Below are 22,443 nucleotides of genomic sequence, written 5' to 3' on the forward strand. Positions count from 1 at the left end.
TATAGCGCCCTGCTGTTTATTTAAAGGAGATCAGATCGCCCCGTTTACCAAACATCGCCTCTTCCCAGTAGCGCTGCGGCACGTAGTAATGCAAACGCTCCAGAGCAGCGTTCATCATGCCCGAGCTGATTGCGTGCCCGACGCCTGGTTCAATATCCAATGTCACATCTGCGCCAACGGCCTGTAACTGAGCCTCAGCCGCTTGCGCATGTTCCGCAGCAATCACACCGTCTGTCTCACCATGGATCAGGTGTACCACGCTGTCACCAACGTCGGCTTGCGGTAACTGGGCAAAACGACCGCTGAAGGCCACTACCCGCCCGGCCAGCTTGGCTTCGGCTTTTAGCCCCTCCAGCGCCATGATCGAACCCTGCGAAAAACCAACCAGCGCAGTGCCCGCGTAGCCCACACCACTGTGCTGCTGCCAGTAGCGCACGGTTTCAACAAAGGTTGGCATCACTTCGGCAATGCGCTGCGTGCGGTTGTGTTCGGTGATCCCCTGAACCGAGAACCATTGGCGACCCTCACCGTTGCCAAAAGCGAATGGGCCACCAATACTCACCACCAAGGCCTGTGGGAAATCTTTGGCGAAGTAACTGCCGATCTCCCCCATCGCCACCGGGTTATCCCCCACGCCATGAAACAACAGTATCAGTTGCTCTGCCGGTGTTGCGGGGCTTTGGACAACGAAATGCGAGTGTTTCATAGGGGACTCCTCAGGTTAGAGACATCCGGGACAGACCCGGCAACTGCCCTTACTATACGCCGCGGAGAAATCAGGAAAATCGGGTTTTATTGAACAACTCTTTCCATTTATTGCAACGACTGCGCCCACTCCTGCCAGTAGCGGCACTGTTGCGCATTAAGCTGTTGCAACGCCTGCCCTGCCTCTTGCCGCCAAAGCCGCAGCAAGGCTTTTTGGCCACTCAGGCCATATTGGGCAGCGCACTGGGCCACGGTTTGTTGTTGCTGCAAATGCGCACGCAATGCCGCACAGGGCAATGAGCTGTTCAACAACAGACGTTGTAGTGCCCCCAGGCTAGCCTCCAAGGGGCGATGGGCAAAGGCAAAACCGGCCAGCTCGCGCCAGTCTTCTTCATTTAATAGCGGATCGGTATCATCGTCGAGCTCCAGCAACAGGTCGCTACGTTGCCGCAACCAGCGCCAATCCCGTGCCAGGTGCTTATGCGCCGCATGGCACAGTGCCTCTCCTTGCTCGCTAATGGCCAGCACCGCCATGGCGGTGTAACAGCCACTGCTGGCCTCCGGTTTGTTGCCAATCCGCACCAGGGTGAAGCCACAAGATTGCCAAAACCGCCACAGCGGCTCGGTATAACCGAAGCTAACGGAAAGAAAATCCACCCCCTGAGAGTCACGTTTTTGCTGTTTCACCAACTGGCTGGCGATCCCTTGCTGGCGTAACTCCGGCAACACGGCGATACGGGTAATGCGACGGGAACGCAACGTAGGTGCCCACCATTGGCCGCTATGTGCCGCCAAAGATTGAACGACCAGATTGCCACGTGGCCTTCTGCGGCCCGCCCACACCTCGTGGGCCAGTTCAACCGATAAGCCGCCCTCATCTACCAACCATAACGCCCCGACCACCTCATCCCCCAGCGACGCCGTACTGAAGTGCATCCCGGGCGCATCCATCAGGCGGCGTAAATCCAGCGGTGAGGTTCTATAGTGTGCGCTACAAAGCAACGCATAGAAACGCCGTAACCGTTGCGGATCGGCGCACAGTTCAGCCTGTTCAATAGCACCAAAAGTGGTTAACTGCCCGGCCACTGCCCATACCGGTTCCTCGTTGAACAGCAAGGCATGATCGATAATCCGCTCCAGGGCATCGCCTTCTGCCCAACGCATCGGTTGCTGCAAGCTTAGCGGCTGCCACTGTGGCAAGGTGGCGCAGAACTTGAGTAAAAATCCGCGCCCCGTTCCTTCATATCCCTGCACCGTAGTTGTCAGCAATACGCGTGGGAAATAGTCCATTAACTGTTGCAGTAAAGGTCCAGGGATCGCGGCGGCCTCATCCACCAGCAGCCAGCCAACACCCTCTGCACCCTGTTCAGCACAATGCTGTAGCAAAGCATCCGGTGCCCAAAACTGGGCCCGCCCTGCGGCCCACTCGCTGGCAACGTCAGTAGCGGCGCGGCTCGGGCCGGTGATCCAGCAGGTTAACGGGCTGCTGGCCATCAACATCCCCGCCACCGTTGATTTCCCCCGGCCACGGGCAGCGGTTAATACCCAGATCCCAGACTCGGCCGCCAACAAGCGGGCCAAAATGGCCTGCTGTTCCTCACTCGGATTACCCTGGGGAGCCTGCCAAGCTGGCCGTGATGGTAAGGGAGCCAGGCACAACGGTTCACCTTGCCGCCAGATAGACACTTCGCTATCGGCCAGCAACCGTTGTTGCAGATGGTGGATAAAATGGGGCGTGGCGATCGGCTGTGGGCAATCGCTCCAGCGCAGGCTGTCGCTATCTGGCTGCTGCGGCCAGCTTTGCCACGGTGGCACCAGCAACAGTAACCAGCTACCGGCTTGTAATGTCCCGCAAAGCTGGGCCAGCGCTTCGACATCCAGCCCCGCTAACGCATCAAATACCGCATGCAACCGCTCTTGCCCCAACAGGGTTCTGACCGCGTGACTCGCCAACGCATCGATTTCTGCGGGCACGTCATTACCGACCCAAGGCCAGTCACCCGGCAACTGTGCCGCCAGTTGCTGCGCCTGATCTCGGCACCATTGCGATTCGCCGCTGATCACCAACAGCCGCCGAATACCCTGCTGCTGCATGCGTTGTTGCATTTTTTGTAACATGAATATTGAGGCCTGAAAGCAGAGTGCCGGGCTCTAGGCACCGGCACTGAGTAATATCAACGGGAGGCGAAGGTATTGCAGGTATTAGGGTCGCCGCTATCGAACCCTTGCTTGAACCAGGTATAACGCTGCTGCGAAGTGCCATGCGTAAAGCTGTCTGGCACCACTCTCCCTTGGCTTTGCTGCTGCAAACGGTCGTCACCAATCGCCTGCGCGGCATTCAATGCGGATTGCAGATCGCCTGCTTCCAGCATCTGCTGTTTCTCGGCGTAATGGCCCCAAACGCCAGCAAAGCAGTCGGCCTGAAGCTCCATTTTCACCGACAGGCGGTTAACCTCTGCCTGGCTAGCCCCTTGCTGCATCTGGCGAACCTTGCGCTCAATCCCCAAGAGATTCTGCACGTGGTGGCCCACTTCATGCGCAACCACATAAGCTTGGGCAAAATCACCGCCAGCACCCAGCTTGGTTTTCATATCCTGGTAGAACGAGAGATCGATATAGACCGTATCGTCCGCAGGGCAATAGAACGGCCCCATCACCGATTGACCGGTGCCGCAGCCGGTACGCGTCGCGCCCCGGTACATCACCAGTTTCGGATCCTGATAGTTTTTCCCCATCTGCTTGAAGATGCCCTGCCAGTTATCTTCGGTAGAGGCCAGCACCACCGAGGTAAACTTGGCTAATTGATCGTCTTGCGGGCTGATGCTGGCGCTTTGCTGCTGAGACTGCGGGGAGACATCTCCGCCATTCAGCAGAGGAGTCAGGTCTACCCCGTAGTAACCGGCAACCAGCACCACGACCAGAATGATCAGGCCACCTTTGCCGCCGATAGGTATCCGGGGGCCGCCACCGCCGCCGCCCAGACCTGAAGACTGCCCACGGCGATCCTCGACATTGTCACTTTCTCGACGCCCTTGCCAACGCATAAATAAACTCCAGAGATGATTTTTAATAATCGTAGGAAACTAGCCCTGGTTACTATTATAAGGCGTTCGTGGCGCAGCGAATGCAGTAATTTTCTGGAAAGTGGTGAATGAGGGGTGGGAGGCTCAGTTCGATGCTTTGCCCCTCACTCTAGCCCTTCCCCTGTAAGAGAGTGCTAAAGTGAGGGGCATGATTTAACGATTAGTCCAACTTCACGCCGATACGGCGAGCGACTTCTTCGTAGGCTTCAATCAGGCCACCCAGGCTCTGGCGGAAGCGATCCTTGTCCATCTTGGCCAGGGTATTCTTGTCCCACAGGCGGCTACCGTCCGGGGAGAACTCATCGCCCAGCACCACTTCACCGTTGAACAGGCCGAACTCCAGTTTGAAATCGACCAGGATCAGGCCCGTATCGTCAAACAGCTTGCTCAGCACGTCGTTAGCCATATAGCTAAGCTCGCGCATGCGCGCCAGATGCTCTTTGCTCACCCAGCCGAAGGTTTCGCAATAGGATTCGTTCACCATTGGGTCGTGCATCGCGTCGTTCTTCAGGAACAGATCAAACAGCGGCGGATTCAGCGGCAAACCTTCTTCGATCCCCAAGCGCTTGACCAAAGAGCCTGCGGCACGGTTACGGATCACGCACTCAACCGGTACCATCTCCAGCTTTTTCACCAGCACTTCGTTGTCTGACAGCAGGCGTTCCATCTGCGTTGGGATACCGGCCTCTTCCAGCTTGCTCATAATGAAATGGTTGAACTTGTTGTTCACCATCCCTTTACGATCGAACTGCTCAATGCGCTGACCATCCAGTGCTGACGTATCGTTACGGAATTCCAACACCAGCAGATCCGGGTTTTCGGTGGTGTAGACGGTTTTTGCCTTGCCGCGATACAGTTCAGCTAGCTTTTGCATCTTAACTTACTCCAATGAGATGGTACCTTCCGGCTGCCTGGCAGCCTACTGGGCACAAAATTGACCTGATAAGTTCTTTGGTTTGCTGATAACTATTGTGCCAAATCTGCGACGCAAACGATACCGTATCAGCAAAACAAAAAGGGGCCGCAGCCCCTAGATGTAGTTATTTCACGCTGGTTTTACTGAAAGCCGTCTGGAGCACCGCTACCAGCGCATCGTTCTGCGACTGGGTCAACGGCTTACCTTTGGAATCGATAAATTGCAAACTGGTACGGTTATTCAAATCACCGACCTGCAGTTTGTAATCACCTTCTTTCAGTTCAGGATCTTTGGCGCCCAACGCATCCCAATCACTGCTGCTCAGGGATTTGTAGGTTACGGCGACGCTACCCTGCGGACGGCTGCGGTCACCCACTTTCATCCCCAGTTTTTCCAGTGCCGGTGGCAAACGATCCCACACTACCGTGTACGGCGCACGCACGATCAGCGTTGGCAGGCCGGTGTCATCCGCACCGCTCTGCACGTCCAACACACCAACACGGTTGGCGGACTGGCTGCTCGACAGGTTGTCCTGCTTGTCCAGGCCCTCAACGATGGTGTTCATCATCATACCGTTGTAGCGCTGAACTTCAGAAGGGTCGGTAACCTTGTCGGTTTGCCCCTGCTGACGCAGTTCGAGGGTTTTCACCACCAACGCTTGTTGGTAGCCCTGTTTCTGTACCGTGATCTGGTAGCGGCCTTCGTACTGGTTGTCTTCATCCAGACGGTTCCACTTCACCCAGTCGGTAGTCAGCGTTTGGCTGGCATCCGTACGTGAGGCGATCGGAATGTTTTTGCTCTGCAACAGGCTGGCTACGCGGGACCACAGGTTATCGTTCTGCGGGCTGCTTTCCAGCAGCAGCGTGCCGCTGTCACCGGCATATTGACCGCGGGAACCGCTCAGCAGTGCCAGCGGCTGTACCGGTGGCCGGATATCCAGTTGCTTGCCAACAGCGCCTTTCTGCGCGTTTGCCGGAACTTCATAATTACCAGTTTGTACCGGCAGGATCAGGCCGGACGGCGCGCTCAGCGGTTTGAGCGGTGCGGCGTCAAGATAGGCCTCATCGCCGCTAACCTGGCGTTTGTAGCGCTGATCGGTAGAACATGCCGCCAGCGTCATCACCAGCGCTAATCCCACGACCGTTGCTAGCGTCGACTTTTGCAATGAATAAGCCATCAAATCTCCCTAAGAGTTACAGCAAACCGGCGCTTTTCAACGCACGCTCCACGACAGGACGGGCAGCGTCGGTCAACGGCGTCATAGGCAGACGCATCGTATCGGTTGCCATCAATCCCAATGCCTTACAGGCCCATTTCACCGGAATTGGGTTTGCTTCTACGAACAAATCCTGATGCAAAGGCATCAAGCGCTGATTCAAACGGCGGGCTTCGGCAAAATTGCCTTGCGCCGCCAGGCGGCAAAGTTCGACCATTTCACGCGCAGCCACGTTGGCCGTCACGGAAATCACCCCTTTGCCACCCAGTTGCATGAAGTCCAGACCGCTGGCGTCGTCGCCGCTCAGCAAAATGAAGTCTTCATCATCAACCAGCACTTGGATCTGACTAACACGACTTAAGTTCCCTGTTGCCTCTTTAACGGCAACAATATTCTTAATTTTGGCCAAACGAGCGATGGTTGGCGGCAGCATGTCACAACCGGTACGTGAAGGCACGTTATAGAGGATCTGCGGCAGATCGGTGCTTTCGGCAATGGCTTTGAAATGCTGGTACAGGCCTTCCTGGGTCGGTCTGTTGTAGTAAGGCGTGACCGACAGGCATCCCACGACACCGGTATTGCTGAAACGCTGCGTCAGTGAGATAGCCTCGCTGGTGGCGTTGGCACCGGTACCGGCGATCACCGGAATACGGCCTGCGGCCAGTTCCAGCGTCTGCAAGACCACGTCCACATGTTCGTCATGGGGCAGCGTGGCGGACTCGCCGGTAGTTCCTACGGAAACGATCGCCGCAGTCCCACTGGCTACATGATAATCAATCAGTTTTTTTAGGCTCGCACGATCGACAGCACCTTTGGTGTCCATCGGCGTAACCAGTGCAACAATACTTCCCGTAAACATTGGCCGTCCCCTTCACAAACAAGTCACCCATGGTACTTTTGTCACCTATCCAAAAGCAAGCAAACAACGTGTCTAAGCGCTTGGCAGGCGGTTTTTTTTATGTTTACCTTGGTAACCCCATTCAGCACGACAGGAAGCTGCATTTTGCCTAAGCCTGATGAACACTATCTGGTGATCACCGCACTGGGCGCCGATCGCCCCGGTATCGTCAACGCCATCACCCGCCACGTCAGTAGCTGCGGGTGCAATATCGAAGATAGCCGTCTGGCCATGCTGGGTGAAGAGTTCACCTTCATCATGCTGCTTTCAGGTAGCTGGAACGCGATTACCCTGATCGAATCCACTTTGCCGCAAAAAGGCGCCGAGCTGGATTTACTGATCGTGATGAAACGCACAAACTCGCAAGAAAGACCGCCAATGCCAGCTACAGTGTGGGTACAGGTTGAGGTAAAAGACTCCCCGCATATCATCGAGCGGTTTACCGGCCTGTTTGATTCGAGCCAGATGAACATTGCCGAGCTGGTGTCACGGACTCAGCCAGCACAGGGGGATCAGCCCTCCCAGCTCTATATCCAGATCACCGCCCACAGTTCCGGTGGCCAGGATGCAACAAATATTGAACAAGCCTTTTATCGCCTATGTACAGAATTGAATGCGCAAGGCAGTATTAGCGTGGTGAACTATCCACAGCATGATGAGAGAGATGGAGAGTAGTTATGAGCCCATTGAAAGCCGGTGATACAGCGCCGAAATTTAGTTTACTCGACCAGGATGGCGAGGAAATTAATTTGGCCGACTTCCAGGGACAACGAGTACTGGTTTATTTTTATCCCAAAGCCATGACGCCAGGTTGCACCGTGCAAGCCTGTGGGTTACGGGATAACATGGATGAATTGAAAAAAGCGGGCGTCGAAGTGCTGGGCATCAGCACCGATAAACCCGAAAAGCTCTCGCGTTTTGTTGAGAAAGAACTGCTCAATTTCACGCTGCTATCCGACGAAGATCATCAGGTAGCTCAGCAGTTTGGCGTTTGGGGCGAGAAAACCTTCATGGGCAAAACCTATGACGGCATTCACCGTATCAGTTTCCTGATCGGCACCGACGGCAAGGTTGAAAAAGTGTTCGATGATTTCAAGACCACCAATCACCACGAAATCGTTCTGAACTACCTGCAGCAGTAAAGGGTAAAGCGCAGCAACATGAGTTGCTGCGCTTTATTTTTCTCACTTCACCTCATCCCCCACATCCACCAGCATGTCATCCGGCCAGGCGTGGATCACGGCTTTCACCAGCGTCGCTAACGGGATGGCGAAGAATACGCCCCAGAACCCCCACAGGCCGCCGAAGATAATCACCGAGAGTATGATCACCAGCGGATGCAGGTTGACCGCCTCGGAGAACAAGATCGGCACCAGCAGGTTGCCATCCAACCCTTGCACCACCAGATAAGCGATAATCAGCGTCCAGAAGTCGGCACCAATGCCCCACTGGAACATCGCCACCACCACCACCGGGATCGTCACCAGCACCGCGCCGATGTAAGGGATCAGCACCGAAAGGCCGACCAACACCGCCAATAACAGGGAATAGCGCATATCCAGGATGAAGAACACCAGATAGGTCGCCACCCCGACGATCACCATCTCCAGCACCTTGCCGCGAATATAGTTGGTGATCTGTTGGTTCATCTCGACCCATACCTGCCCTGCCAACCCACGGTTGCGCGGCAGCACGCGGCGCACCGCATTGATCATCTGCTCTTTGTCCTTCAGCAGGAAGAACGCCATCAACGGGACCAGGATCAGATAGATGGCCAGCGTCAGCAGCCCAACCAGTGAGGCCAGCGAGAATTTCACCACCGACTCACCCATGCCCGACAGACGCTCACGCAGGTTCTGCGCCATCATATCAATGATGCCTGCATCCACCAGCGCCGGATAGCGTGTCGGCAAGGTCGCCGCATAGTTGTAGAACTGATTGAGCATGCCCGGTAAATCGGTCATCAGGTTGATGCCCTGCTGCCAGGCGGTTGGCGCGACCACGAAGACCAACAGCATGGCAATACCGCCAAACACGATCAGCATGATACTTGCCGCCCAGGTGCGCGAACATCCCAGACGCTGAAGGCGAGCGGTAGGCCACTCCAGCAGGTAAGCAAGCACTAGCGCCACCAGCAAGGGGGTCAAGATACCGTGAAAAAAATAAAGGATGCAGAACCCGGCAACCAGGATCACCAGCAACGCAATAGCTTGTGGATCGGTGAAACGACGTCGGTACCACTGTAATAACAACTCCAACATCAGAGATTGCTCCTTATTCCATCAATGGGGGTGAGGCTCGCCAGTCCCTATGCGGCCGAGCAGATATGACATGATTTTTAGATAATTTTAGCCCGGTTATCACCGTGCAGACGTTTCAATGTGGGTTGTGGCTGGCTATGATGTGATAACGTTTGCCGCTCAGGCGCACGATCCCCTGAAAATGCATTTTTGTGAGCCAACGCACTTTCGCGCTGATTGTACTGGAGAGTCTGGCACGGAAGAAGAACTCTTATCTGATACTGACGTCTTACTTGATGACTTTATTGAGGGAATGACCTGACTATGACCATCCGGTTGACTAAAACAGCGTTAACAGTCCTGCTGCTCGGCTCACTTTGCACCTCTGCGTTGGCGCCGGTTAACGCCCAAACGCAAGACCAACTGCCGGATATGGGGACTTCCGCGGGGGGGACGTTGAGCATCGGCCAGGAACTGACCATGGGCGATTTTTACGTGCGGCAGCTACGCGCAAGCGCCCCGTTGATCAACGATCCGCTATTGACCCAATATATCAACCAGTTGGGTAACCGGCTGGTCGCCAGCACCTATTCGGTGCGCACCCCGTTCCACTTCTTTCTAGTCCGTAACGACGAGATCAACGCCTTTGCCTTCTTCGGCGGCAACGTGGTGCTGCACTCGGCCCTGTTCCGTGAAACCGACAACGAGAGCCAACTGGCCTCGGTCCTGGCGCACGAAATCTCACACGTGACCCAGCGCCATCTGGCCCGCGCAATGGAAGACCAGCAACGCAACGCACCACTGACCTGGGTGGGCGCACTGGGCTCTATCCTGCTGGCGATGGCCAACCCAACCATGGGCATGGCGGCGCTGAGCGGTACGCTGGCGGGAACGCAGCAGGGGATGATCAGCTTCACCCAGGCAAATGAACAAGAGGCCGACCGTATCGGTATTCAGGTATTGCAGCGCGCCGGGTTCGATCCCGAAGCGATGCCAGACTTCTTGCAAAGGCTGGCCGATCAGTCCCGCTATGCCTCAAAACCACCGGAAATGCTGCTGACGCACCCATTGCCAGACAGCCGGCTTTCGGACGCCCGCAACCGCGCCAACCAAATGCCGCGCCATCTGGTGCAATCCAGCCAAGACTATCTGCTAGCAAGGGTACGTACGCTGGGCATGTACAGCTCGGAAGGCTATGGTCTGAGCGAAGACCTGCTGAACACTTACAGCAAAGGCAACATTCGCGAGCAAATAGCCGCCAAATATGGCCGGGCGATCCTGTTCTATGAAGCCAAGAAATACGACGAAGCGCGCAATCTTATTCAGCCGCTGCTGGCAAAGGATCCGAAAAACGTCTGGATGCTGGATCTGCTGACCGACATCGATCTGGGTCAGAATAAGGCGGCTCAGGCTATTGCTCGCCTTGAGGCGGTCAATGCGGCGCAAAGCAATAACCCGGTGTTACTGCTCAATCTGGCAAACGCCTACGTTGAGGGTAATCAACCCGCTCAAGCGTCAAAAATCCTCAACCGATATACCTTTGCCCATCCGGACGATCCGAACGGCTGGGATCTGTTGGCTCAGGCCAGTGCCGCCCAAGGTCTACGCGATGAAGAACTTTCCGCCCGGGCAGAAAGCCTGGCGCTGGCAGGCCGTCTGGATCAGGCGATCGGTTTACTCAGCAACGCCAGCTCATTACAAAAACTGGGCAGCCTGAAACAGGCTCGTTATGACGCGCGGATTGACCAACTGCGTCAGTTGCAAAGAACCTTCAGCAAGTTCCAACGCACTTGATTTGAACAAGGAAAGAGAAAAAATGAAAAACGTCACTATTTATCACAACCCACGCTGCTCGAAGAGCCGTGAGACGCTGGCACTGCTGGAACAGCATGGCGTTGAACCGCAGGTGGTGCTGTATCTGGATACGCCGCCTTCCGTCGCCGAGCTGAAAAAGCTGTTGCAAGAACTCGGTTTCACTTCGGCCCGCGAATTGATGCGCAAGAAAGAAGATCTCTACAAGGAACTGAAACTGGCGGATGACACCCTGAGCGAAGAGCAACTGCTGCAAGCGATGGTGAGCAATCCGAAACTGATCGAACGCCCAATAGTGGTCAAAGGCAGCAAAGCCCGCATCGGCAGACCACCGGAGCAGGTGCTGGAGATCCTGTGACGGCAAGCCGGGCGCTTATCAGCGCGTTGGCCGCACAGGACAGCGACGCCGCAGCTAGTGCTGCACAGGCGCATGTTCTGTCATTCCGCAGTGCGCTGTTACACGAAGGGTGAATAACCTAAAAATGGGTAATGGGGGAGTAGTGACCCACTACAGCCCCAGAATTTCCTTCACAAACGGAATGGTCAGCTTGCGTTGTGCCGTGATCGACGCGCGATCCAGCTGATCGAGCGTCATAAACAGCGTGCGCATTTCACGATCCAGGCGCTTGAGCAGGAAACGGCCCACGTCTTCCGGCAGTTCGAAACCACGCAGTTTGGCGCGCAGCTGCAACGCCTGTAGTTTCTCTTCGTCCGACAGTGGCTGTAGCTTGTAGATCTGCCCCCAATCCAGGCGCGAGGCCAGATCCGGCAAATGCAGATTTAGCTGGCGCGGCGGACGATCGCCAGTGATAAACAGGCGGGTGCGGCCAGTTTCCAGAATGCGGTTATAGAGATTGAAAATCGCCATTTCCCATTCTTCATCACCGGCAATACACTCGATGTTATCAATGCAGACCAACGCCAGCTGTTCCATGCCGTCCAGCACTTCGGGCACAAAATAGGCCCGCTTATCCAGGGGCACATAGCCTACTGCTTCGCCACGCTGCGAGAGTTCGGCACAGGCCGCATGCAACAAATGGCTGCGTCCCCCGCCTTCGCGTGACCAGAAATAGATGTAGCTACCATGCTCCTGACGGACTGCGGATTGGATCGCGGCTAATAAGGATGGGTTCTCACCCGGATAAAAACTGGCAAAAGTTTCATCATCGGGTAGATAAAGTGGCAATGAAAGCTGTGCCGGCGTATTCAGAAAAGCACCTCAACCAAAACTGGCAGGAAAACGCAATGAGTCTACCACAGAAAGCAACCGCTGTTGAACCCGCCATGAGAACAACGCGATTTAGTTGCCAAATTTGTCTTATACGGCAAAGCTGTTCTAAGATAAGTCGTACAAATTGACGATCACCGAAAGGAGTTAGACCGTGAAAGCGTGGAATAAAGTGCTATTGGCCTCAATGGTAGGTTTACTGCTGGTGGGCTGCGATGATGCCAAGGTCGATTCCCACCTGGATAAGGCCAAAGACAGTGCCGAACAAATGAAAGATGCGGCGGAAAAGAAAGCGGATCAACTGACCGACGATGCCAAGGCCAAAGCGGAAGAAATCAAGCAGGCTGCAGCGGCCCAGACGGAACAGCTGAAGGATCAGGCTTCCGCCATTAAAGATGACGCTGCCAAGCAGGCAGATGCCCTCACTGATGAGGCCAAGGCCAAAGCTGCAGCGATCAAACAGGATGCAGACAAACAAAGCCAGCAGCTGATCGATCAGGCCAAAAACATCAAGGCCGATGCGATTAACGGAGCTAACGATCTGGCACAACAGGCCAAGGCAAAAACCGAACAGCTCAAGAACAGCATGGACAATAAGGCTCAACAAGCCGACGGTAAAACCGAACAACCGGCCCAGCCTGCCAATCAATAAACAGAGTTGCTCTGTATGGGCGCGGCATGTGCTACGCCCGCTTGGCTACCCGCCCGTCATTTCTTTCCTGCCTTCCCACCCCTCTATTTACCAAAACCGGTGTTAAAGTGTCTGATATACCTTCCATCAAATAGACTTGGCCAAACCCACTTTTGGCGTATGGCCCAAGCGTTATCATTAATGTGAAGATTAACACCTCATTAAGATTTTTCTGGTTAATGAGGTGCAATCTGCCTCTGTTAAATGCCCCAATAAAAAACCGCCTAAAAACCAAAAAAACAACATTACAAATACAATTATTTTACACCAATACCTTATAGGTTAGTTAGGCCATCTCATTGAGATAGAATGATAAACTTTGAGTTTTATACCGCTGGATACTCCGTAATATGAGCCTGACAAACGGGAATCGCAGCTTGAACAGGTTCAGTATTCTTTGATGAGTCAGAAATTAAAACGGCTATAAATCTTCCAAGATTATTGGCCACAAAATAAGAATCAACGCAATTGCAGATTTATACATAAGCAATTGAATAAATTAAACTTACAAAACAAAAAAGCATTTTATACCAATTTAAATTTATTTTTAAAATTTTATGCTAGGGTAAAAACCATGATCAGTTGCAACACAAAATTTAGCCCTCCTTTATTTGGCGGTTTTTATATCCAATAAAGTGAAGTTGTTTAGTCAAAAACTCCATTTTGTTACAAAGTGGAAACCCTAAGATCAGGATATCAAACGTATTGTTTTATATGAGTATGAACATAGAATTGTCTTACCAACGGATAGGCTCTCTACCTAATAACAGGAGTTTTAGGAAATGGATAGGAAAAAACTATTTGGCTTCTGGGTTGAGCCGGATCTGCAAATCGATGTCAAGCATAACAGGATAGTTCGTCTCAGCACGGACAAACCTAGCGCCAACTTCTCCTGCGCGATCGTCTCGTTAAAAGAAGTGACGATGGCCATACTCACCTATTTACTCAAGCATGCCGGGGACAAGTATGTCAGCCGTCAGGAATTGCTAAGCGAGGTCATTGGCAAGATGAACTATTCATCTTCCAACCAATTCCTGTGGCAAGAACTCAAAGAACTTAAGTCAAAACTGGCGTTATTGGGTATTTCAGAAGAGATTATCATTACATCCAGAAGCAAAGGCGTCAGTATTTCAAGGGCCGATATAAAAACGCTTTACTATTAAAAATGGTCTAACAAGCAATACACTCAGCCAAGAGTCCGATTATCAACTTGCAGTTAAAAACAGTAAGCCAGGTTAATATTAACCCTGGTCCCTATTGTACCCACTGCCAGAACTGTATCTTTGAGGAAGAAATGAAGTATAAGCCAGCAATCAATATTTATGGGGTTGACTCATTTTTTAAATATGGAGTAGAAAGCGTCTTGGCCGATATTCCGCTACGCATGCCTTTGGAGCCAGGGCAGGCAATACCTCAAATCGACATATGGATAATCAGCCAGAAGTGCCTGACCGACGTGCTGCCTTTTGTTAACCGACCAAAACCGAAGACACCCAGCATCGTTTTTTGTTCTGAACGCTGCCAGCGTTTGTTACAAGGTACCCCTACCGACTGGAGCATTTGCCTGTTCGATCTGGATATAACCATCACCAGATTAAAACAAGAATTACAAAAAAAATTATCGATGCTGTTCTTAATGGGCCGGTTTGATATAAACAGCCCCCCAATGTTGAACTTGTCTGAAATGGAGAGGGAAACGGTGCGGCATTTATCGATGGGCCATAGCCCACACCGGGTGGCGCAGTTGACCCACAAAAGCGTTAAAACGATTAGTACCCACAAGCGTAATTCAATGAAACGACTAGGCGTACTCAGCAATCAGGAATTGATGATGAAGGTTAAAATCCTCGGGCTGCACTGAAGCGTGTAAATCCGTCATTTAAACCAAGTCAGATAATTTAACCGCTCGTTAAAGGTAGCCGTATTAATGGGCGACAGGTTTGAACGTAGCTTTACGTTTAAAAAAGGAGGCGTGACGAATTAATAAGCCACTTATTGTTCGCTACAACCTACTTACACACCAAGTATTACCATGATGGTAACGATACTCGATCTATAAAGGACATTTTAAAGATGAAAAAAACAATTGTTAGTCTTTCTCTGCTGGCTGCACTGGGTTTGGCTACTTCTGTACAGGCTGCCTCAACCGGTACCATTACGTTTAATGGCCTGCTGACTGACAGCACCTGTGACGTGGACATCGAAGGCCAGGGCGCAGATGCCACCATCATTCTACCCACCGTTAGCGTAACCGAACTGACCAGCGCTGGTGACACCACCGGCCGTGCCTCTTTCAAGATGAACATCTCCAAATGTTTGATCGGCACTGCAGGTGGCCATTCCAAGGTTTCGGCGTTCTTCCAGCCGGGCAATACGGTAGACCTGGGCACTGGGCGCCTGAAAAACGTTGGCGGTAGCGCCACCAAGGTTGATCTGCAATTACTGGACGTGTCTGGCAACTATAAAGTCATCGACATCGGTAGCACCAACCAGGTCAACGATATGACTTATATCGATATCGATCAGGCCAAGGGTACCGCGCTGTTGCCTTACGCCGTTGAATATTATGCCAATGGCCAAACCACGCCGGGTACCGTGACCAGTAGCGTAGTTTATAACCTGCAATACAAATAATGTTTTGATTTATCAGGGAGGGTAACCTCCCTGTTCATTGTTCAAGGATAGTGCATTTATGTTCAGCAAATCATTCCCGTTAACACTCTGGGCCGCCTTATGCTTTCTTCTGATTTCCCCGCTGCCTGGCTCGGCCAGTATTGTGGTCAATGGGACCCGCGTGGTTTATCCAGGGAATGACAAGGAAGTGACCGTTAAATTATCGAATGTCGGACAGGCACCTATGTTGGTACAAAGCTGGATTGATACCGGCGACTCCGATGCCAAACCGGAAAAAATCCGCGTACCCTTTATTCTGACGCCGCCCATTAACCGCATCGATCCCAATAAAAGCCAGACGCTGCGCCTGAGTTATACCGCATCTCCTGCGCTGCCTGAAAATAAAGAATCCGTGTATTGGCTGAACGTATTGGAAATTCCACCAGTGAAGGAAAATATCGCGCCCAATCGCCTGCAGGTCGCCTTCCGTACCCGGATAAAAATCTTCTATCGTCCGGCTGCCATTGCCGATAACACCAAAGCGGCCGACGCGGCCGAAAAATTGGTTTGGTCATTTAGCAACGGAAAACTTCAGGCAGCCAACTCCTCGGCCTATTACGTTTCGTTAGTCTCGGTGGTCGTGCATCAAGGGGGAAATACGTTCTCTACGGAAGGCGAGATGGTTCCTCCTGGCGGCGTTCAACATTTCACACTGAAAGACGCTCGCACTTTACCTGCGGGAACTGCAATCTCCTACGAATACGTTAACGACTGGGGGGCGGTTAAAACAGTGAAGGCTGTTCTTTAATCCGTCGTTTTATTTGGGATAAATATAAACAGGGTTGTTTATCTACTATGCGTCATCCATTCCATTATTCTCTATTGGCTACCATGGTAATGTTGGCCGTCATGCCTGCGGCCCATGCCACAGAAGATACGCCAGCGATTTTGCGCAACGATGCTCCTACGGGAACTAGCGTGCGTTTCGACCCGATATTTCTAAGCTCGTCTGAGGCAGAGGCGGTTGATTTATCCCGTTTTGAACACGGCGCGGCCGCTTCACCAGGCACCTACCCGGCCGATATCTTTGTTAACGGCGAATTGGCGACACACGAAAAGGTGTTGTTTGTCGAGCAGGCGGATAAGCAAGTCTTACCTTGCTTGTCACCAGCCATCCTGAAAAAAATCAACTTTAACTACAGCCAACTGCCAACCTCTTTTACCGAGGCACTACGCAATGAACAAAGTTGCTATCCACTCACCCACCTGATCCCACAGGCTCAGGTGGCGTTCGACTCAGGATTACAGCGCCTGGATATCAGCATCCCGCAAGCAATGATGCAAAATATCGCGCGCGGCTATGTCAGCCCGGAGCTGTGGGATAAGGGCATCCCTGCGCTGCTGTTAGGATACAACACCAACGTCTATACCACGCACTCACGTGGAGAAACCAGTAACTCGGTCTACACCGGGATAAATGCAGGCATCAATATCGGCGCTTGGTATTTCCGCCACGACGGGAATTATAACTGGCAGCAGAGGATCGGCGGGCAATACCAGTCGATTAACAACTATGTCGAACGCGATATTCCGGCGATCTTGGGTCGCGTGCGACTAGGGGAAACCAGCACCAAAGGACAGGTGTTTGATACTCTGCCATTCAGAGGGGTTGAACTAGTCAACGACGACCGCATGCTGGCCCCTTCCCTGCGCGGATATGCCCCCAATATCCGTGGGATCGCACGGACCAATGCGCGGGTAACCGTGCGCCAGAATAGTCTGGTTATTTATGAGACCACGGTATCGCCGGGGGCCTTTGTGATTGACGACCTGTACCCGACCGGCTTTGGCGGCAATCTGGACGTAACGGTGAAGGAAGCAGACGGCAGTGTGCAGAACTTCCAGGTTCCTTATGCATCAGTCGCCCAGTTGTTACGCCCAGGAACCCACCACTACGATGTGGTAGCGGGTAAGCTCAATGATATCTCGCTGTCCACAAACCCCACTCTAGTCCAGGCCACTTACCAGCGCGGGTTGACCAATACCCTGACCGGCTACGGCGGCCTGCAGGCAAGTAATGATTACTATGCGCTGCAATTGGGGGCAGCATTGAGCACCTCCATTGGCGCGTTCTCCGCCGATATCAGCCAGGCTCGAGTCCATCTGAATAGCACCAAAGAGCGGATGAACAGCGGGCAGAGCTTCCAGTTGAGCTACAGCAAGTTCTTGCCGGCAACCAACAGCAACCTGACCATCGCCGCCTATCGCTATTCAACCTCCGGCTATTACGACTATATGACCGCCATGAGGGCGATCGATGCCGAGCAGCGCGGCCAGTCGGCCGACAATATCTGGCGGCCACGTAACCGCTTTAATATCACCATGAATCAGGGGCTGCCAGCCGGTTGGGGGCAAATGTATGTCACCGGTTATACCCAGGATTACTGGAATCAAGGCAATACCGATCTTCAATATCAACTGGGCTACAGCAACGAGTATCGCGATATCAGCTACAGCCTGAGCGCCGGGCGCGTTCGCGGCATGCGGGGCGGGATGGAAACCAACTGGCTGCTTAACCTCAGTATGCCATTAGGGCGTAAAGAAAATGCCAATCTACCATCGCTGAGTGCCAGTCTGAATCACAGCACCACGGGGCAAAGTGGCCAACAAGTCGGAATTTCCGGCAGTGCCGGGGAGGACTACCAATACAACTACGGTGCCAGCGCGATGCATTATAACCAGGGTGGGGGCAGCAGCATGGCGCTCAACGGCGGTTACCGCTCAGCTTATACCCATATGACCGCCACTTACGGCGCGGGCAGACATTACCAGAATGCGTCGGCTGGGCTGAGTGGCACGATGATCGCCTGGCCGCAAGGTGTTGTCATGACCCCTTATACCGGCGATACCTTCGCCGTGGTTGAAGCCAAGGGGGCGACGGGCGCCAAGGTCGGCGGCTATTCCGGTGTGCGCATCGATCCATGGGGACACGCCGCCGTCCCTTATCTGAACCCGTATGAGATGAATGAAATCACCATCGATCCAAAAGGCATGCCGTACGAGGTCGAGTTGGAAAATACCAGTGACAAAGTTGCCCCACATGCAGGTGCGGTGAGCAAGGTGACGTTTAAAACCCAGCAAGGGACACCGCTGTTGATCATGGCACAACGCGCTAATGGCGAAGCGGTGCCGTTTGGGGCCGAAGTGTTCGACAGTGTGAAAAACAACATCGGCAGCGTTGGTCAGATGGGGCAAATCTACGCGCGGGTAGAAAAGCAACGGGACCAGCTTACGGTCAAGTGGGGTAGCCAACCGGGTCAATACTGCCAGCTGAATTATATTTTACCGCCTAAGCAACCAGGCTCGACCATTAAAAACATTATCCGCTTTGATTCAATCTGCCGGGAGGATTAACAATGAACAGGTTTACTAACGGGTGGCTTGAAAGCATTCGATCGACCTTAACTAACTCTAGCTTGCACGCCTTATTGGTCGTTCTGGTTGCCTACAGTTCGGCTGGTTTAGCGCTAACCTGCAAGATCGATGTACCGGTTAGAACCGATGCCTTCCCATTACAGGGAGGAAATATCACCGTGGGTAATGAACTGCCTGTCGGTTCAATCATCTATCGGCAAAATATCACATCAACCAAGGATTATGCCAAGGCACCCCATGGCAAGTGTGATGGTAGCGGCCCCTATACGGACAGGCAATATATTTATCTCACCAACATGCCGCAGTCGCTGTCCAGTTGGCAGGGGGGGACTTTCTCAGGAAAGATATACAACACGAATATTCCTGGCATTGGCGTGGTTATCGCAAGGGGCAATACCGGCGTTAATGCCACAGCCTTTCAGTGGTACAGTGATACCAGGGCTAGTATTCCTGATGTACAGGTATGGACAACTATCACGATGATATTGATAAAAACCGGCAATATCACCCCAGGCAGCGTGAACGGCAGTTCCTTACCTACTGTCACTATTCGTAATGATTACACCGTAGCCAATGGTAGTGCCGTGGTTTTCACATGGAAACCCTATACGGTCAAATTTAGTGGTAGCTTAAAAGTAATATCTCAAACCTGTAGCGTACCAGATTATACTGTCGATCTCGGCTCATGGGATATTTTTGACATGATGGCACAAGGTTCAAGCGAATGGCGTGATGCCTCAATCAAGATGACCAACTGCCCAAGGTTCTATGGTTATATCGATAATGCCTTTAACACGGTGCACTTAACCGGCGCGATTTCCGGGTTAAAATATACCGGTAATGCCATTGGACTTAAGCTATCTGCATTATATGGTAATATCAACGCCGCCAACGGCATCGTCAAGTTAGAGCCATCAAACAACACGGCAAACGGCGTTGGTATCCAGCTGGCTTCGGGTAACAAGGCTAGCAATACCCTGTTCAATCTCGGCAATGAGCAGCGGATCGCCGTTAGCAATAGTGCCAGTACCAGCCTGACTATTCCATTGGTAGCCAGGTATATCAAGACAGAAAACAAAGTGACACCCGGTAAAGCAGACAGCAAGGTTGTATTCACCATCAATTATTATTAGCAAACTAGTCAATGGTATCATACGCAATAAGAATGATAATTATCCCCCTTCAATGCCGCCAACCATGGCGGCATTTTTCTGAACCTAACAAACAAAAGACGGCCAGCAAACACACCTTCAGCCCTTATCTCTCTTGCTTTCTGATTATGATACTTATATCCCTGTAATCCTTTCTGTGGTCTAGCATATTCTATATGCTAGACTCACCGCCTTCAGACTATTCTTAACATGAAGGAGCTTGAAATGAGCAATGATTACCTAATTAATAAAACTATAGTTTATAATAGCGTAGAAGGTGTCATTTTTAAGCTGAGTAAGCCGGATTTAAAAATAAAACTGTCAAAACCTGGCGCAGAGTGCCTACGGATCCTGATTGATGCCAAGCATCAGATCATATCACAAGATGCTCTTGTTAAGGATATATGGGGTCAAAAAGGAATGGTTGTCGGCCCGAATACGCTTTACCAACATATTTATATGTTAAGAAAAAACTTTGGGGCTTTAGGCATAGATAGAGATATTATTAAAACCACGCCGCAGCTCGGATTTAATATATCCACAAACTTTACTATTGAGCGGATGGAGGATGAATTGCGATGCGCAGAAAATGCTAGCATCCCGACCCTGGTTGAGAGTTCATCCGGGTGGCATAAGCTATTTTATTTCATTCCGTTTATTATTAGCCTAATCATTTTGTTGGTTAATAGCGATCGCCAACCGTTAAATAATGTCTCGCTTTCGTATCAAAATGGAAACTGTCCCCTCTATAGCTCCTCTGATAATTTATCCTGGAGCTATATCAATTCAAAAGCGCATAACAGAGAGCCCGCTTGTCAAAGCCCAAGCAAACATATAGTGAAGGATTTGGCGGATGACACAATATGCCTGGTTGGCAAACAAGGCTATCTGGTAGGCCAGGCCGATACCACACTATTGTACTGCACCCGCATCTGATACGCAGGCAATATGCGGAGCCGGAGTAAGGGCCCCCTCCTCCGGCACTTTCTACTAAAGCAAGGCACTGGTATCTGGCGATCCTACGTTGTCGGTTTACGCTTAGCCACTATATAGTTGTTAAATTAAATCCGGATAAGACTTTACATGCACTGAGAATAATCCTATTATTACGGGTGGCATTCATTGCTCAGAGGATTGAGATGGTTGGTTACTACTTGATAGATAAAAAGATAGTTTACAATATTACTGACGGGGAAGTTTTCAACCTTAATGAGCCAGAAGTAAAAGTTAAGCTTTCTAACCCTGCGGCTAAATGTTTACAGAAACTCATTGATGCAGATCATCAAATTGTCTCTCCAGATGAGCTTATCGATGACATTTGGGGACAGAAAGGTGTCATTGTAGGCACTAATACCCTATATCAACATATCTATATCCTGAGAAAAAACCTTTGCTCACTCGGATTAGATAAAAATATTATTAAAACGACTCCGCGCTCCGGGTTCAATATCCCGCAAGAATTTACTATTGAGCCATTTCAGGATGAAGTAGAATATGTAAAACAAGAAGATCATCAAGAGCAATACCAACAGGTGGAAGAACAACCGACATTACCAATCAATGAGTTAACCAAGAAAAGCTCTGGTTTTCTAAAAAAACGCAGCATCTATTATTTAGTGATGGTTTTCACCCTCATCATTGGCTCATCAATTTATATTTACAACGCCAAAAAACCTTTAGAAGTAGATTACACACTAATAGGAAAGTATCATCATTGTGATATTTATGGGGAAGATGGTAAATTCACTCTCTTATATATAAAATCAAGAATCGACAATCACAACATAGAGTGCAATAACGTAGGGAACCCGTCTTTGTATTACTTTGGAAACCCTGCAATTAAACGAGAGTCAATTTTCTTATGTGATAACCGCATTGATGGTGATGCTAGAAGTAATTGTAAATCATATCATTGGACTGGCTATGAAAACTAAAGTCATAATTCCATTAGTAATGTTATTATGTGCCATGCTGGCCGTAGCGTATTACTTTTTTTATTTAGAAAACAAAACAGAAACTATCTCTTGTGAGTCTAAGCTTTACTTTAAATTTTACGTACCAAAACCTGAAGTGGTTGCCAACTATAACATTATAATAAATTTAAAAGGCGACAGCGACAAAGATGATGGCAGAGGTAAATTCTCAATAACTGCAAACTTTTATGATGGGAAGAACACGTACTTTATCAGGCGTGATATCATTGTCAGCTACCAAGTTGACGATAATGGCTTGTATTTTTTTAAAACCCTCTATATCAATAAATATGCCCGAGATACCATCCCTGAAAATGTCGAAAAACGCCTTGTACCCGATGTTTTTTCTAAAATAAACAGTTTGTCAGGCTACACCATACGCCCAGCAGGAAAGCAAGGGTACTTTATCTATGAAACCGACATTCCGGTCTTTTATTGTAATCGGTTATAACCGGGCAACCGTTGGCAGATGTACTATCCTG

General features: G+C 51.3%; 22 protein-coding genes. 14 read left to right on the forward strand and 8 right to left on the reverse strand.

All coding sequences use genetic code 11. The features are described 5' to 3' along the window. Positions 1-16: 16 nt before the first annotated feature. The 6 genes from ypfH to dapA all read right to left on the reverse strand — a co-directional run bounded on the left by ypfH (position 17) and on the right by dapA (position 6,779). A complete protein-coding gene (gene ypfH, locus ACMV5H_RS09145; RefSeq protein WP_414821726.1) occupies positions 17-706 on the reverse strand; it encodes an esterase in 690 nt (229 codons plus the stop codon). 107 nt (positions 707-813) lie between these two features. Continuing rightward, positions 814-2,823 carry a tRNA(Met) cytidine acetyltransferase TmcA gene (locus tag ACMV5H_RS09150; protein ID WP_115159524.1) on the reverse strand — a complete coding sequence of 670 codons (2,010 nt, stop codon included), beginning with the start codon at positions 2,821-2,823 and terminating at the stop codon, positions 814-816. Positions 2,824-2,879: 56 nt separating this feature from the next. After that, entirely contained in the window at positions 2,880-3,749 is an 870-nt protein-coding gene (locus ACMV5H_RS09155) for a neutral zinc metallopeptidase (protein ID WP_021807109.1), read from the reverse strand. Positions 3,750-3,948: 199 nt separating this feature from the next. Next, entirely contained in the window at positions 3,949-4,662 is a 714-nt protein-coding gene (gene purC / locus ACMV5H_RS09160; RefSeq protein WP_414821727.1) for a phosphoribosylaminoimidazolesuccinocarboxamide synthase, read from the reverse strand. 166 nt (positions 4,663-4,828) lie between these two features. Beyond that, positions 4,829-5,881 carry an outer membrane protein assembly factor BamC gene (bamC, locus tag ACMV5H_RS09165; protein WP_021178748.1) on the reverse strand — a complete coding sequence of 351 codons (1,053 nt, stop codon included), beginning with the start codon at positions 5,879-5,881 and terminating at the stop codon, positions 4,829-4,831. Between the two features lie 16 nt (positions 5,882-5,897). Next, on the reverse strand, positions 5,898-6,779 hold the full coding sequence (gene dapA, locus ACMV5H_RS09170; RefSeq protein WP_021807111.1) for a 4-hydroxy-tetrahydrodipicolinate synthase: 882 nt from the start codon (positions 6,777-6,779) through the stop codon (positions 5,898-5,900). A gap of 99 nt (positions 6,780-6,878) precedes the next feature. Here dapA and ACMV5H_RS09175 point away from each other — a divergent pair, with 99 nt between their 5' ends. Next, complete coding sequence (locus ACMV5H_RS09175; protein WP_021807112.1) at positions 6,879-7,493, forward strand: glycine cleavage system transcriptional repressor; 615 nt, start codon at positions 6,879-6,881, stop codon at positions 7,491-7,493. Between the two features lie 2 nt (positions 7,494-7,495). After that, positions 7,496-7,960, forward strand: coding sequence for a thioredoxin-dependent thiol peroxidase (bcp, locus tag ACMV5H_RS09180; protein WP_021178751.1), 465 nt, complete (start codon positions 7,496-7,498; stop codon positions 7,958-7,960). Between the two features lie 42 nt (positions 7,961-8,002). Here the strand turns inward: bcp and ACMV5H_RS09185 are convergent, their stop codons facing one another. Then, the gene (locus ACMV5H_RS09185; RefSeq protein ID WP_021807113.1) at positions 8,003-9,079 is read right to left on the reverse strand and encodes an AI-2E family transporter; all 1,077 of its coding nucleotides are present in this window, start codon (positions 9,077-9,079) and stop codon (positions 8,003-8,005) included. 303 nt (positions 9,080-9,382) lie between these two features. Between ACMV5H_RS09185 and ACMV5H_RS09190 the strand changes: the two genes are divergently transcribed. Together ACMV5H_RS09190 and arsC are read left to right on the forward strand one after the other, a co-directional pair. Continuing rightward, complete coding sequence (locus tag ACMV5H_RS09190) at positions 9,383-10,852, forward strand: M48 family metalloprotease (protein WP_414821728.1); 1,470 nt, start codon at positions 9,383-9,385, stop codon at positions 10,850-10,852. A 22-nt stretch (positions 10,853-10,874) separates the two neighbouring features. After that, positions 10,875-11,228 (forward strand): arsenate reductase (glutaredoxin), encoded by a 354-nt coding sequence (gene arsC / locus ACMV5H_RS09195; protein ID WP_021807116.1) that lies wholly within the window; start codon positions 10,875-10,877, stop codon positions 11,226-11,228. Between the two features lie 150 nt (positions 11,229-11,378). Here arsC and hda read toward each other — a convergent pair whose 3' ends face one another. Continuing rightward, entirely contained in the window at positions 11,379-12,080 is a 702-nt protein-coding gene (hda, locus tag ACMV5H_RS09200; RefSeq protein WP_024484905.1) for a DnaA inactivator Hda, read from the reverse strand. Positions 12,081-12,252: 172 nt separating this feature from the next. On the opposite strand from hda, the gene ACMV5H_RS09205 reads away from it, so the two are divergent. From ACMV5H_RS09205 to ACMV5H_RS09250, 10 genes are all read left to right on the forward strand, one after another. After that, on the forward strand, positions 12,253-12,750 hold the full coding sequence (locus ACMV5H_RS09205) for a hypothetical protein (protein ID WP_021807118.1): 498 nt from the start codon (positions 12,253-12,255) through the stop codon (positions 12,748-12,750). A gap of 821 nt (positions 12,751-13,571) precedes the next feature. Then, positions 13,572-13,952: a winged helix-turn-helix domain-containing protein gene (locus ACMV5H_RS09210; RefSeq protein ID WP_094982749.1), complete on the forward strand. Its 381-nt coding sequence runs from the start codon at positions 13,572-13,574 to the stop codon at positions 13,950-13,952. Positions 13,953-14,083: 131 nt separating this feature from the next. Next, positions 14,084-14,650: a helix-turn-helix transcriptional regulator gene (locus ACMV5H_RS09215; protein ID WP_094982750.1), complete on the forward strand. Its 567-nt coding sequence runs from the start codon at positions 14,084-14,086 to the stop codon at positions 14,648-14,650. Between the two features lie 212 nt (positions 14,651-14,862). After that, the gene (locus tag ACMV5H_RS09220) at positions 14,863-15,423 is read left to right on the forward strand and encodes a fimbrial protein (RefSeq protein ID WP_115159526.1); all 561 of its coding nucleotides are present in this window, start codon (positions 14,863-14,865) and stop codon (positions 15,421-15,423) included. A 58-nt stretch (positions 15,424-15,481) separates the two neighbouring features. Continuing rightward, entirely contained in the window at positions 15,482-16,210 is a 729-nt protein-coding gene (locus ACMV5H_RS09225; protein ID WP_094982751.1) for a molecular chaperone, read from the forward strand. Positions 16,211-16,257: 47 nt separating this feature from the next. After that, positions 16,258-18,816, forward strand: coding sequence for a fimbria/pilus outer membrane usher protein (locus tag ACMV5H_RS09230; RefSeq protein ID WP_223500203.1), 2,559 nt, complete (start codon positions 16,258-16,260; stop codon positions 18,814-18,816). A gap of 2 nt (positions 18,817-18,818) precedes the next feature. Further along, on the forward strand, positions 18,819-19,970 hold the full coding sequence (locus tag ACMV5H_RS09235) for a fimbrial protein (RefSeq protein ID WP_115159528.1): 1,152 nt from the start codon (positions 18,819-18,821) through the stop codon (positions 19,968-19,970). 243 nt (positions 19,971-20,213) lie between these two features. Further along, positions 20,214-20,924, forward strand: coding sequence for a winged helix-turn-helix domain-containing protein (locus tag ACMV5H_RS09240; RefSeq protein ID WP_181817542.1), 711 nt, complete (start codon positions 20,214-20,216; stop codon positions 20,922-20,924). 203 nt (positions 20,925-21,127) lie between these two features. Next, positions 21,128-21,922 carry a winged helix-turn-helix domain-containing protein gene (locus ACMV5H_RS09245; RefSeq protein ID WP_115159530.1) on the forward strand — a complete coding sequence of 265 codons (795 nt, stop codon included), beginning with the start codon at positions 21,128-21,130 and terminating at the stop codon, positions 21,920-21,922. After that, positions 21,912-22,412, forward strand: coding sequence for a hypothetical protein (locus tag ACMV5H_RS09250; protein WP_179251993.1), 501 nt, complete (start codon positions 21,912-21,914; stop codon positions 22,410-22,412). The genes ACMV5H_RS09245 and ACMV5H_RS09250 overlap by 11 nt, the downstream gene beginning before the upstream one ends. Positions 22,413-22,443: the final 31 nt, after the last annotated feature.

The organism is Serratia sp. N21D137 (assembly GCF_047530005.1).
In the GTDB taxonomy this organism is placed as follows: domain Bacteria; phylum Pseudomonadota; class Gammaproteobacteria; order Enterobacterales; family Enterobacteriaceae; genus Chania; species Chania fonticola_B.